Below are 12,742 nucleotides of genomic sequence, written 5' to 3'. Positions count from 1 at the left end.
ACGGAAACCTGGTACGTTAATTTGTTTTACAACTTTTTTAAATGCTTGATCCATCGCTGCATCTACTTCTACAGCAGGTACTTCGATTGTAAGAGTACCGATATTACCTTCTTGTTTTTCCCATTTTGCTGACATGTATAAATACCTCCAAAATAAATAATCAAGTTTAGATGTTAGACAATTCATTCGTAACTACGATTTTGACAACCATTTTAGTATAACATAGATGTGTATAGTTTCAACTTATTTCATACCTAATGTAGTTCTGTTAGCTTTTCTAACATTTGTAAAAAGTCCACGATCTCATAGTCCATTTCTTGCACATTTCCTAGCATTGTTAAGACAAAATCAATATAACTATAAGCAACATCATCAGCTTGGAATGGATGCCACTCAAACGGATACGTTACAATGGCATGTTTCGCCATTAAATATTGTACCATTTCCAACGTCGTAGGGTCTTGCTCTAACTTCATTTCAATAATATTTTTTATTTCTCCATATTGCGGTAATTGATTAGGCAATACTAGATTGGCTGGATTCACGACTTTTGTTTGTTCAAATTTAGAAACTGTTATGTCTATGGCTACTTCCTGTTCCACTAACAATATTAATGCTAAGCTTTGTACAAAAGGATGAATCGTTGAGCATTCAATAATAGCCTTTAATGCCGTTTTTAATTGTCTTACATTGGTATCCATAAGGCGGTGTAAACGAATGGATTGTTCATTTGGTGAAAGTGCACTAAATTTCGCAAGCTCATATTCTTGTTCCTCTATTAAATGTTGTGCATTTTCTCTCTTTTCTAGATTTCTAGACACTTCTCTATTCAAACTTTTTAATCGTTCAAATTTTTCAACTTGATCATGCGGCAATACATTTTCTTCAAGTAAAGTCGTTATTAACGTCTCCACTTGATGGTAATCTTTTAACTGCATGCATATGGTAATGTACAATTCCATCACTTCTACATACATTGACGTACCCATCGTAAATAGCTGCTCACATACATTTTTCGCTTTGTCATAGTCCTTTATTTCATATAAAGCAAAGGCATAGGCACTCAGCGCAAATTCATCTCCAGTTTCATATACAAATGCCTTTTCAAAACTCGCCACTGCCTTTTCATATTGATAATTCTCTGCAAACATATGTCCTTCACGTATTAAAGTTTGGACAGCGCCTGGAAAAACAACAATATTGTCATGTTTAATGACATGACGCTTTCGTTTTGTCATTTTTCTCACCTCTTTATTTCTATTTTTTAATTCGGTTATTTACTAAAAAAATCCACAAGTTTCTTATTTTTAACAAAAAATCATTGCTTTTGGATTCATATTTTGTAATAAATTGTATTATAATTAGAATAATCTAAAATTTATTACAATGACAGACATCCCCTTTATTGTCTGTTTGAATAAAACCAAGTTCTTAACAAGGAGTGGAATCCATGCAATTACTAGATACAATTACTGAATTTAATCATTGTATCTCACCTGCATTCGAGGCATTATCGATTAAAGTCATTTCTTTTTCTACCACAAACGGACCGTTTCAAGATAAGCCGATAGAATTTGATTTTTTAACACGTACTAAAATTGATGTCTATACACAAGAAGCAAGTACCTATATTTTACGTATTCAAGGTTATATTCCAGGTTCTATTGCACTTGGTCACCAAAATGAATCACTCTGCATTATTCCTCAAAAAGTAAACATTGAATGTAACTACAAACTATTACATGTTGATAAAAAAGATATGCAGCAAATTTTACAGCATCCAGAACCAAATCGTCATTACAGTGAATGGCTCATTGATGCTATAAAAAACACCCATATTCTTGTCGAGTTACAGACAAATCAGGACTCCCTTATTGAATGGCCAATTGGCATAAAATCAGCTGTCGTCCTCTAACGAGCCAAAGAGACATACTTAAATAGGTATGTCTTTTTTTTGCGCTTAATTTAAGCTTTACCATTTTGTTGCGTTTCTATCATAACAACTTTCTATAGGTTCAGGAAATAATATTGTAAAAAATTCCGTTTAAGAGGGACGTTATGTTGCCGTTCTTTCTTTCCGAAGTTTCAAATTTGTCAATTCGAAATGAAAAGCGGCTATAATAATAGAAGAAAAATTATTATGGGGGCTTTTTCAAACATGACTATTAAAGAAACATTACAGTCTTTTTCTACAATGACACTTTCTGAACGCCAAACTTTTATGTCACAACACAGTGATTGGCTATTACAAGAAATGCTAACTCATATAGGCACAGTCGATGCAGAATTACGGGATCAGTACATATATCGTACATTCATCGATTTACTGAGCGATAATTTAGTAAACCCGCAACAATTACAGATTTTATTTGATACAGCAACTAGTGATGATTTCTTGTACTTACAGATAGGTGAAAAATCAACAGATAGCGTCTTTACTCGTTCATTTTCCGCTCTACTAGTTGCAGGTATTCTTGCAAAGGATGCAGAGTTATTGATTTTAAACAATGATCGTTTGCAAATTTTCTTTAAAAAAATCGGACGCTATTTATTATTAGAACAAGATACTAGAGGTTTCGTCCCAGATAAAGGATGGGCGCACAGCATTGCCCATGGTGCTGATTTAGCCTCAACGACCATTAAACACCCAAAATTCGATTTACAATATGCCCCTTCCATCTTACATGCTTTAAAGCTTGTCACTTGGAAAGACACCGTCTATGTCAATGATGAAGAGGAACGTTTAATTAATATAGTAGATGCATTATTAAATCAAAATTACTCCGAGGATGCACTAATTGAATTTGTTGAACAAGCTTTTGATAAATTTGAAATGCACCTAATGATGCAAGGCTATAATGAAAGCTTTTTTAGCGGACGTACTTGCACATTAAACTTTATGAAAACATTGTATTTTTTCTTAAAAATGAATAATAAAGCTCCTCAATTACAAAACACAATTTATGGAAAGGTAGCCAAATGGCTGAAGCTTGGAGATTGACTGTCAATTTAAAAATTGCTGATTTACTACACATCCTTCTCCATAACATAAAAATTTTCTAAAACACCAGCAAACTAGGACTGCTCTTAGTTTGCTTTTTTACTTTTCGAGTAGAATATATCAAGTAAATATATGGATATTAAAGAAAACAAATTATTATATTAACATAATCAATATGATAAGACAGTTATTCCCTTTCCTCTCATTCCTTTGATTGAAAATTCATCCTAATGTTTCCACACACCGTCATTGCGACTACTCCTTTTTTTAAAAAAAGGCAACCCAAAAGTATTGAAAAGACCGATATTACGTTGATTTTATTACAAAACAGCGTCCAAAATGTGAAATGCAATTTTTCATAAAAAAAATTATTTACTTAGTTAAACATGAGGAATGCAGTATTTTCAACGTTTTCACAGTGTTTAATAATTAAAACCTTTAAATACCAATACTAAAATAACGATTTTTGTTCAAAAAATGTTCAAATTCAACACCTCTTTACTATCTTTTTCATAACAAAATTATGTTTTTTCTTAAAAACAGGGCGTATAATCCAATGTGCAAACAACGACACATTGTGACAATCGTCATTAGGCAAGTACGTATTTAAAACGATTGCACAATCATTAGTTTTGCTAACGCTTGCATCAGATCAATCAACACAAGATTTTATGTTTCATATTGAACCATGCCATTGTAAATTCTTATGTTGTTGATTGATACGCCAAGATAAAAGAGGTGACCTCAGTACCAACTATTTGTAAATGTGAGACTGACAAAAAACACATGAATTTTATGAATAGCCGTTCTATAGAAAGGAGTCAAACATGAAGAAAAAATTAAGTTTAATGTTTGTAGCTTTGAGTGCTCTTGCAATTCTTGCTGGATGTGAACCATTAACAGTGTTCAATCCAAAAGGACCAAATGCCGAAACATTATCAAACACAATTATTTTATCCATTATTACAATGGCCTTTATATTACTAGTCGTGTATGTGCTTTTAGCCTTTATGCTAACAAAATACCGTGCATCAAAAGCATCTGCAGATTATGAGCCTCCTCATGAAGAAGGAAGCCATCTTCTAGAAATTACATGGACAGTAATTCCAATTATTATCGTAGCATTCTTAGCTGTTGTGACAGTTAGAACAACTTCTACAGTAGAAGCTCAACCAGCAGGTTATGACGATAAGGAACCATTAGTTATTTATGCATCATCATCAAACTGGAAATGGCACTTTAGTTATCCAGAACAAGGTGTTGAAACAGTTAACTATGTAAACATTCCGGTGGATCGTCCAATCGAGTTCAAACTTTACTCATTTGGTCCTATTACAAGTTTCTGGATTCCTCAATTAGCAGGTCAAAAATATGCCATGAGTGATATGTTAACAACTATTCACCTTGCGGCAGATGAAGTTGGTTCATTTATGGGACGTAACTCTAACTTTAATGGACGTGGCTTTGCCGAAATGGAATTTGAAGCACAATCTATGACACAAGAAGACTTCGATAAATGGGTTGCTGATGTAAAAGCTAAAGAGGCACCATTAACTGAAGAAAAATTTGATGAGCTATTAAAAGCAGAGCACGTTGGTCGTCAAAGCTTCTCATCTACACACTTAGACTTCAGTCCAGCTCCAATGGAACATGGTAAAAACATGGATATGGATCATGGTGATATGTCTGAAGAAGACATGAATAGCGAACATTCAGGTCACTAATTTAACGTTAACTTCGAACGAATATTTACATTAATTTTTATTTCTGAAAGGAGCGCATCCAATGAGTATGGAAGAATTATTCCATCCAATGCAAGAACCGATGATTTTAGCGGCAGCTATTAGTATCGTAGTTGGTGCAGTGGTTATCGTAGCAGGCCTTACTTATTTTAAAAAATGGGGCTTTTTCTACAAAAACTGGCTATCAACTGTTGACCATAAAAAAATCGGGATTATGTATATCGCAGTAGCATTATTAATGCTATTCCGTGGTGGTATTGATGCACTATTAATGCGTGCACAAACAGCCGTTCCAGATAACGGACTTCTTGATGCACAACATTACAATGAGATTTTCACAACACATGGTTTATTAATGATTCTATTTATGGCGATGCCATTTGTTATCGGTTTAATGAACATTGTAATCCCACTACAAATTGGTGCACGTGACGTTGCTTTCCCACGTCTAAATGCTGTTAGCTTTTGGCTATTTGCAGCAGGTGCTGGTTTATTAAACTTATCTTTCATTATCGGTGGTTCACCAGACGCTGGTTGGACAGCCTACTTCCCTCTTGCAAGTACGGATTTTAGTCCTACTGTAGGGAATAACTATTATTCTTTAGCACTTCAATTATCAGGTATTGGTACATTAATGACGGGTGTTAACTTCATCACGACAATTATTAAAATGCGTGCACCTGGTATGACATTAATGAAAATGCCAATGTTTACTTGGTCAATTTTAATTACAAACGTTATTATCGTATTCGCGTTCCCAGTATTAACTGTAGCGCTTGCCCTAATGATGTTTGACCGTCAATTCGGCACAAAATTCTTTGCGATGCAAGACGGTGGTATGGATATGCTCTGGGCCAACCTATTCTGGGTTTGGGGACATCCTGAGGTTTATATCGTTATCCTACCTGCTTTCGGTATCTTCTCAGAAATCATTGCAACATTTGCACGTAAAAACTTATACGGCTACAAATCAATGGTTATGAGTATGGTTGTCATTTCTTTACTATCATTCTTAGTATGGGCCCACCACTTCTATACAATGGGTCATGGCGTAATGGTAAACAGTGTTTTCTCTATTACAACAATGGCAATCGCAGTTCCGACTGGTGTAAAAATATTTAACTGGTTACTCACAATGCGGCACGGGAAAATTCAATTTACAACTCCGATGCTTTATGCATTAGGCTTTATTCCTATCTTCACTATTGGTGGGGTTACAGGGGTTATGTTAGCAATGGCAAGTGCCGACTACCAATATCATAATACGATGTTCTTAGTTGCCCACTTCCACTATGTATTAATTCCAGGTACAGTGTTTGGTGTACTTGCAGGTTACCACTACTGGTGGCCAAAAATGTTCGGTTTCCGTTTAAACGAAAAATTAGGGAAAGCTGGTTTCTGGTTTATTGCTATCAGCTTCAACGTAACGTTCTTCCCATTATTCATTTTAGGTTTAGATGGTTATGCTCGTCGTATGTACACTTATTCAGAGTCTACTGGTTACGGCCCATTGAATATGCTTTCGTTCGTTGGTGCTCTAGGACTTGCAGTTGGCTTTGCATTGATCGTTTATAACATTTACTACAGCTGGAAACACATGCCTCGCAATGAAAAGGCAGATGTTTGGGATGGTCGTACACTTGAATGGGCTACTCATTCTCCAGTACCAGAATACAACTTTGCTGTAGTACCAACAGTTACTCGCTTAGATGAGTTTTGGTTCGCGAAAAAAGAAGGTCGCGATATTACAGCAGGTACAATTGAAAAAATTCACATGCCAAATAATACAGGCACACCATTCTGGATGAGTGGATTCTTCTTCCTTGCAGCATTCTTCGCTGTATTTAATCTATGGATTCCAGCCATCATCAGTATGCTTGGTGTATTTGGTTTCATGATCCATCGTTCATTCGAAAAAGATCATGGTCGTTACATTTCAGTTGAGGAAGTTATGGCAACTGAGAAAAGCTTGAGAGGTGATAAATAATATGAAAATCGATTCTTCACTTCCATTAGAATATAGTACAGAGGAAAACCGCCTAAAAATCTTTGGTTTCTGGGTTTTCCTTGGCGCCGAGATCGTGTTATTTGCCACACTATTTACAGTGTATTTCACACTTCATACACGTACAGGTAGTGGCCCAGATGGCGCTGAAATTTTCGAATTAACTCCAGTTCTGTGGGAAACATTCTTATTATTAACAAGTAGTTTCACAATTGGTCTTGGTGTTCATGCAATGCGTATTGGTCATAAAAAAGCAATGATGACATTCTTCATCATTACCCTTTTACTAGGCCTAGGCTTCTTAGCTATTGAGATTGATGAGTTTGTCACATATGTACACGAAGGCGCAACGATTCAAACAAGCGCATTCTTATCGTCATTAATGACTTTACTTGGAACGCACGGTGCCCACGTAACATTTGGTTTCTTCTGGGGCTTAGCTATTTTAATCCAAGTAGCTAAACGTGGTTTAAATCCACAAACAGCGAACAAAGCGTTTATCTTCTCATTGTACTGGCATTTCCTAGACGTTGTTTGGATTTTCATCTTCAGCTTCGTCTACTTGAAAGGACTGATTAGCTGATGAAGGAATTATTCCCAAAACAACATGTCATGGGCTTCGGCTTCTCATTATTATTGACAATTGTCGCTTTAGCCGTTGTAACCTTTGATATGAGTTATAAAATGGCATTCGCTATTTTACTAGTAACTGCCCTTGCACAAGCAACTGTACAATTAGTTTTATTCATGCACATTGGTGAATCTGAAGATAAGAAAACGTTATATACAACGATTTTATACTCAGTATTCGTAGGTGTTGTAACAATCATTGGTACATTATTCGCTATGATCTGGGGTTATAATTGATCCATTACGCCTTGGCGTAAACAAGAAGCTGTCCCAACTATCGTCCTTATGCGATAAGTTGGTGACAGCTTTTTTGTTTTTCCCTTTATTCATTTATTAATTATAACGTTTACTACTAATATCAGTAGGAAAAATGTTGTTTTTTTAATAAAAATCTAGTACTTTTTTAACAATTTACGAAACTTTTCCTTTTCTAGCGCGTATAGTAGTAGATAGTGTTTTTTACCAAGAATAGGAGATGAAAGAAATGAAGAAAGTTTTTAAAGTATTAGCAGTTGGAACACTAGCATTGACACTTGCGGCTTGTAACTCAAGCGCTACCCCTACGAAAGACACAACGAAAACAAGCAAGCTTACTTTAGAGCAAGTGTATGACAAAGCGGTGGACCGCCAGGCTGACATTAAAAGTGCGAGTGCCAAAATGGACATGACACAGGTGACAAAGGTTGGATCTGGAGAAGAGGCAATGGAGTTTTCTATCGACTCTAATATGGAAATGGACATCATTGTTGACCCACTTGCAATGCATTTATCAGGGTCTATGTCGATGCCAGATATGATGAGTGAAGGTGAAGAAACAACGGACATGCCAATGGAAATGTATATGAAAAAAGATACAGGCCTATTTATGAAAGATACGACAACTGATAGCTGGATGAAGCTTCCTGATGAAAACTTTGATGCAATTTTAGATCAAACAGCTGCTTCTGCAGACGCGAAAGAACAACTAGAACAACTAAAAAAATTCATTGGTGATTTTTCATTTGAGCAAACAGATGATGAATATGTTCTTACATTAGAAGCAAAAGGTGATAAATTTAAAGAGCTAATTGATTCTGAAATTAATAAATCGATGCAAGGTATGGGGTTAGAAGAAAACCCACTGGATCAATTAACAATTGAAAAAATCAACTATGTACTTCATATCGATAAAGAGACTTTCGATACAAACAAAATGGATATGAATTTTGATTTAAAAATGGCGGTAGAAGGTGACGAATTAGTAATGAATACAAAATCAGTCGTTACTTATACTGAATTTAATCATCTAAAAACTATCGATATTCCTCAGAGCATTATTGATAACGCTCAAACAAGACAATAAAATAAAGCACCTGCTTGTTTTCGAATACAAGCAGGTGCTTTTTATGCCATCTATTTAATAATTACTTTCTCTATACTAGCGAACTAGTAAGACATCACATAGAGCATGGCGTACAATCTTTTCGGCAACGGATCCTAGCATCATCTTTTCCATACGATTTAATCCAGTCGCGCCACAGACGATTAAATCAACATTCGGTAATTGTGTTAAAATACCCTTCGGTGAACCTGTTTCTACTATTGATTCCACCTCGTTGACACCTAATTGTAACGCCTCTTTTTCTAGTTTTTCCATTTTAAGCATATTTTCTTTCTTTAATTCCTCTGCATATTTTAAATCATAAGCAGATACCGCTCCAAACGATTTCGTATCAATTACGTTCACCAATTGTAAAATAGCCTGATGCTGTATTGCTAAATGATTTGCTCTGTCGAATGCTTTGAGTGATTGCTCTGAGAAATCAATTGCGACAGCGATTTTAAGATAATTAGCCATGTTAGTCCTCCCATTCACTTATCTTCCATGTTTTCACAACTATTATATCACAACGGTGTTCGATAGAGCTTATCGTCACGAGATTGTGGATTTCCACGACCATCCGTATTATTGCTTATAAAATAAAGGTATCCTTCCTCCACAAAAACATCCCGAATTCTACCAAATTCAGTAAAAAGCTCATCTTGTTTATTGTTTGTCACATCGAACTGTAACACAGCTGAGCCTCTTAGTGCTGCAACATATAATTGATTATTGACGATGGCCATACCCGATGGTGCCCATGTTTTAGAAGCACCCGATGTATAGAGTGGTGTTATCATACCTTGCTGTTGGTCAATTCCTTCAATGATTGGCCAACCGTAATTTTTTCCTTTTTCAATCAAATTAATTTCATCATTTGCTGAATTGCCATGTTCACTTGCATACATTGTCCCATCCGCTGCCCATGCCATGCCTTGTGGATTTCGATGTCCATAACTATATACATACGATTTTGGAAAAGGATTATCGTTTGGTACGGAGCCATCCAAATTGATGCGTAAAATCTTCCCTTCTAGGGCATCCAAATTCTGTGCTAAGGATGGTTGTGTCGCATCTCCAACCGTAGCATACAGCTTACCATCAGGACCTATTTGCAAACGACCACCATGATGATAGGTACCACTTCTAATACGATCAATAATGAGATCCGTCTCTTGCCACTTATTATCGCTCAACGTTAATGTCACAATGCGATTAAACTGTTCCGATCCCTCGACATACGTATAATAGGCATAGGCAACCTGTGCTGTAGAAAAATTAGGTGCTAGTACAAATCCCAACAATCCGGCCTCTGGCGCTGTTGAGAGCTCTTTCTTTAGCATGACCTGTTGCCTATCCACAGCCCCTTCCTCAATCTTCACAATATTTCCCGGCCTTTCAGCTATATAAAAAGCAGTTCCACTTTTTTGAATAGACCATGGTGTTTGCAATTGATCTGCTACTATCTCAGCAGTTGAATTGGTTGTGAGTGTAGAACGCGTGTCTTCTTTATCAGGCCTTTTATGCTCCTTATCTTTGTTTGAAGTACAAGCAACACATAAAACTATTAGTAGCAGGAAAAATGGCATGAGTCGTTTCATTGTTTATCATCCTTTCCTTGATATTCTAGCGATACGTTATGAAAATAGAAAAAGACGTCATCTAGACGCCTCTTTTATTACCTTTTATACTATCAAACATAATTATTTCACCATATGCTTTTGTTTTTTCCAATACTTCAAGATACGCTTCTTTCCGATGGATGAGTCGTTCTTGTTGCAATTTTTGATGGGAAAGTTGAAAATCATCAATAGCTACTTTGTCCATAAACTCACCTCTTATAGTAGTATAGAATATCACTATTATAATATTGGAAAATTCTTACGACAATTCTATTTCTATTTTTGATTACAAGTTCCCAATCAGAAAAAGGATAAAAGACATAAAAATGTTGTTAATAGCTATTCAAATTTATCTAGCTAATGCAGGAAATAAGGCAGCACTTTCTCTTCTACTGCTTGTTCTCCTGCCTGAATCCATCTACTTTTATCATGAATGTGTCCATCTGTATCAAGTGGTGTTTGGAATTGGCTAGCACCAGTTGCGTCTAGTAAAGATCCCTCGTCATAATCTAAGCCAATATTGGCAACATGCTTAATGACAAACGGCTTTTGAAAACGAATTTGGCAATCTTCATTATCAAGTTCTCCAGATGTTACGATGAAGGGGACGCGTAAATATATAGTTTCGCCCGCTTCTTTCCATAATACCGAATCGAAACTGCCTTTATAATACTCCCAATTACCTCCGATTGTAAAACCACGATCGGCAATTTTATCTCGTAAATAACCAAAACCAATCTCTTTCCCAACAATTTTTGAATCAAACTGTAACAATTTGCACTCTCCTCCTTTCACTCAATAAAAGTCTAACCTAAAAGGTGGCATTACAAACTTGCTATGTACTAATTAAAAATTGGTGAATGAACACTATCAAAAAATCTCGAAACCTTGATATATCAAAGCTTCGAGACATTCTAAAATTTTTATAGAGGAACCGAAATATTGCGGTTTAAAACATATTTAGCTGCTTTTACATACTCCGTAACAGCTCTTTGACTTATATCAGCAGTTGGAACAATGCTTTCAAAGCCATGATAGCATCCAGGATATAAGTGGAATTCTACATCTACTCCTGCCTGGCATAACTTTGTGACATATTGTAAAGTCTCATCACGGAATGGATCTAATTGACCAACACATGTATACGTAAACGGTAAACCTGATAGATCTTCTGCTCTAGCTGGAGCGGCATATTGAGACACATTAGCACTGCCGTTTTCTCCATTCAAATACATTTCCCATCCCTTTTGGTTAAGATCATGGTTCCAAATCATATGCCCTGTAATTTCTAATGAGGATGGTGTATTATTACGATCATCTATCATTGGATATAGAGGCATTTGGAAGCTAAGCTTTGGATAGTTACGATCACGAGTAAGTAATGCAAGGGCAGCTGTTAGCCCTCCACCAGCACTTGCGCCTGCAATGCCTAGACGATTAGGATCGATTCCTAGTTCATCTGCATGATCCGCTACCCATTTTAATGCGGAATAACAATCTTCCAGCGGTGCAGGATATGGGTGTTCAGGTGCAAGTCTGTAGTCTACAGATACAACGACACATTTTGCTTCATTGACAAAGCGCTGACATAGTAAATCATCCCCCTCCGGAGCACCTAACACATACCCACCACCATGAATCCATAGCAGCCCTGGGTAAATCTCATTTTGCTCTTTTGGCTTATAAATTCTAACGCGCAGTGAATCATGATGATCAGCAGGCCCCTGAATCATTTTATTCTCAACTGCAATATGTTCATCTATTGGTGCTGGTACGGCAACTGCCGCCATTCCCTCTCGTGTAGCCTGTACATTGTCTAAATCTAAAGGGGGAAATAAAGCTAATGTTTCTTTTAGTTCTGGATTAATTCGATGTTCCATTCTGATCCATCCTCTCTTATTTAGCTATTTTTCAAGAAGTTAATCCGCCATCAATAGTTATGACAGCGCCGTTTACATAGGAAGCTTCTGGTGAAATTAAGAAAGCGATTACATTTGCAACTTCAATAGGGTCCGCTAATCTTCGCAATGGCCCATTTTCTTCTGGGCTTGATGCTAATCCCTTTGTCATGTTTGTCATCACACCACCAGGACAAATTACATTAACCCGAATACCACTTGGTCCATATTCAATAGCAGCTGTTTTCGTTAGCCCAACAACACCGTGCTTACTAGCTGCATAGCCACCTAAATAGGGTTGTCCTTGTATACCTGCTGCTGATGCGGTATTGACAATAACACCTGACTGTTGTTGCTCCATTTCTTTTAACACATACTTTAAACCTAAAAAAGCCCCTTTAAGATTGACCGAAATTACTCGATCAAACGTCTCTTCATCTAAATCTCCAAGAAGTGCTGGTGGGCTTAAAACACCTGCATTATT

Annotated in this window: 15 protein-coding genes; 7 read left to right on the top strand and 8 right to left on the bottom strand. The window is 36.4% G+C overall.

The annotated features are described in order from the left end of the window. Both RT445_RS15510 and RT445_RS15505 read right to left on the bottom strand, forming a co-directional pair. Positions 1–135, bottom strand: a 135-nt coding sequence (locus RT445_RS15510; RefSeq protein WP_313470881.1) for a trigger factor family protein, incomplete at its 3' end; no start/stop codon positions are given. Between the two features lie 119 nt (positions 136–254). Then, the gene (locus tag RT445_RS15505; protein ID WP_312506769.1) at positions 255–1,238 is read right to left on the bottom strand and encodes a hypothetical protein; all 984 of its coding nucleotides are present in this window, start codon (positions 1,236–1,238) and stop codon (positions 255–257) included. A 212-nt stretch (positions 1,239–1,450) separates the two neighbouring features. On the opposite strand from RT445_RS15505, the gene RT445_RS15500 reads away from it, so the two are divergent. From RT445_RS15500 to RT445_RS15470, 7 genes are all read left to right on the top strand, one after another. After that, positions 1,451–1,915 (top strand): hypothetical protein, encoded by a 465-nt coding sequence (locus RT445_RS15500; protein ID WP_274793963.1) that lies wholly within the window; start codon positions 1,451–1,453, stop codon positions 1,913–1,915. Positions 1,916–2,158: 243 nt separating this feature from the next. Further along, positions 2,159–3,001 (top strand): DUF2785 domain-containing protein, encoded by an 843-nt coding sequence (locus tag RT445_RS15495; RefSeq protein WP_312506770.1) that lies wholly within the window; start codon positions 2,159–2,161, stop codon positions 2,999–3,001. Positions 3,002–3,828: 827 nt separating this feature from the next. Beyond that, positions 3,829–4,725, top strand: a complete 897-nt coding sequence (gene qoxA / locus RT445_RS15490) for a cytochrome aa3 quinol oxidase subunit II (protein WP_312506771.1) — start codon at positions 3,829–3,831, stop codon at positions 4,723–4,725. 61 nt (positions 4,726–4,786) lie between these two features. Beyond that, on the top strand, positions 4,787–6,730 hold the full coding sequence (gene qoxB / locus RT445_RS15485; RefSeq protein ID WP_312506772.1) for a cytochrome aa3 quinol oxidase subunit I: 1,944 nt from the start codon (positions 4,787–4,789) through the stop codon (positions 6,728–6,730). A gap of 1 nt (position 6,731) precedes the next feature. Further along, positions 6,732–7,331, top strand: coding sequence for a cytochrome aa3 quinol oxidase subunit III (gene qoxC / locus RT445_RS15480; RefSeq protein ID WP_274793967.1), 600 nt, complete (start codon positions 6,732–6,734; stop codon positions 7,329–7,331). After that, complete coding sequence (qoxD, locus tag RT445_RS15475; RefSeq protein ID WP_274793968.1) at positions 7,331–7,615, top strand: cytochrome aa3 quinol oxidase subunit IV; 285 nt, start codon at positions 7,331–7,333, stop codon at positions 7,613–7,615. Before qoxC ends, qoxD begins: the two co-directional genes overlap by 1 nt. A gap of 247 nt (positions 7,616–7,862) precedes the next feature. Further along, positions 7,863–8,720: a DUF6612 family protein gene (locus RT445_RS15470; RefSeq protein WP_312506773.1), complete on the top strand. Its 858-nt coding sequence runs from the start codon at positions 7,863–7,865 to the stop codon at positions 8,718–8,720. Between the two features lie 75 nt (positions 8,721–8,795). Here RT445_RS15470 and RT445_RS15465 read toward each other — a convergent pair whose 3' ends face one another. The 6 genes from RT445_RS15465 to RT445_RS15440 form a co-directional block, all read right to left on the bottom strand. Continuing rightward, positions 8,796–9,215, bottom strand: a complete 420-nt coding sequence (locus tag RT445_RS15465; protein WP_274793971.1) for a universal stress protein — start codon at positions 9,213–9,215, stop codon at positions 8,796–8,798. Between the two features lie 47 nt (positions 9,216–9,262). Continuing rightward, complete coding sequence (locus RT445_RS15460) at positions 9,263–10,339, bottom strand: PQQ-dependent sugar dehydrogenase (protein ID WP_313470874.1); 1,077 nt, start codon at positions 10,337–10,339, stop codon at positions 9,263–9,265. 61 nt (positions 10,340–10,400) lie between these two features. Continuing rightward, entirely contained in the window at positions 10,401–10,565 is a 165-nt protein-coding gene (locus tag RT445_RS15455) for a hypothetical protein (RefSeq protein WP_312506775.1), read from the bottom strand. Positions 10,566–10,717: 152 nt separating this feature from the next. Next, positions 10,718–11,134, bottom strand: a complete 417-nt coding sequence (locus RT445_RS15450) for a YugN family protein (protein WP_274793974.1) — start codon at positions 11,132–11,134, stop codon at positions 10,718–10,720. 149 nt (positions 11,135–11,283) lie between these two features. After that, entirely contained in the window at positions 11,284–12,240 is a 957-nt protein-coding gene (locus RT445_RS15445; protein ID WP_312506776.1) for an alpha/beta hydrolase, read from the bottom strand. A gap of 31 nt (positions 12,241–12,271) precedes the next feature. Beyond that, a partial coding sequence (locus tag RT445_RS15440) for an SDR family NAD(P)-dependent oxidoreductase (protein ID WP_313470871.1) occupies positions 12,272–12,742 on the bottom strand: 471 nt, incomplete at its 5' end.

This window comes from Lysinibacillus sp., assembly GCF_032093475.1.
Lineage (GTDB): Bacteria > Bacillota > Bacilli > Bacillales_A > Planococcaceae > Lysinibacillus > Lysinibacillus irui.
Note: the sequence above shows the minus strand (reverse complement) of the source record. Positions and strands in the feature narration are given on the sequence as shown.

Excerpts from the sequence above, each read along its gene's own strand:
- RT445_RS15505 (WP_312506769.1), bottom strand. The coding sequence starts at position 1,238 with ATGACAAAACGAAAGCGTCATGTCATTAAACATGACAATATTGTTGTT.
- RT445_RS15500 (WP_274793963.1), top strand. The coding sequence starts at position 1,451 with ATGCAATTACTAGATACAATTACTGAATTTAATCATTGTATCTCACCT.
- RT445_RS15495 (WP_312506770.1), top strand. The coding sequence starts at position 2,159 with ATGACTATTAAAGAAACATTACAGTCTTTTTCTACAATGACACTTTCT.
- qoxA (WP_312506771.1), top strand. The coding sequence starts at position 3,829 with ATGAAGAAAAAATTAAGTTTAATGTTTGTAGCTTTGAGTGCTCTTGCA.
- qoxB (WP_312506772.1), top strand. The coding sequence starts at position 4,787 with ATGAGTATGGAAGAATTATTCCATCCAATGCAAGAACCGATGATTTTA.
- qoxC (WP_274793967.1), top strand. The coding sequence starts at position 6,732 with ATGAAAATCGATTCTTCACTTCCATTAGAATATAGTACAGAGGAAAAC.
- qoxD (WP_274793968.1), top strand. The coding sequence starts at position 7,331 with ATGAAGGAATTATTCCCAAAACAACATGTCATGGGCTTCGGCTTCTCA.
- RT445_RS15470 (WP_312506773.1), top strand. The coding sequence starts at position 7,863 with ATGAAGAAAGTTTTTAAAGTATTAGCAGTTGGAACACTAGCATTGACA.
- RT445_RS15465 (WP_274793971.1), bottom strand. The coding sequence starts at position 9,215 with ATGGCTAATTATCTTAAAATCGCTGTCGCAATTGATTTCTCAGAGCAA.
- RT445_RS15460 (WP_313470874.1), bottom strand. The coding sequence starts at position 10,339 with ATGAAACGACTCATGCCATTTTTCCTGCTACTAATAGTTTTATGTGTT.
- RT445_RS15455 (WP_312506775.1), bottom strand. The coding sequence starts at position 10,565 with ATGGACAAAGTAGCTATTGATGATTTTCAACTTTCCCATCAAAAATTG.
- RT445_RS15445 (WP_312506776.1), bottom strand. The coding sequence starts at position 12,240 with ATGGAACATCGAATTAATCCAGAACTAAAAGAAACATTAGCTTTATTT.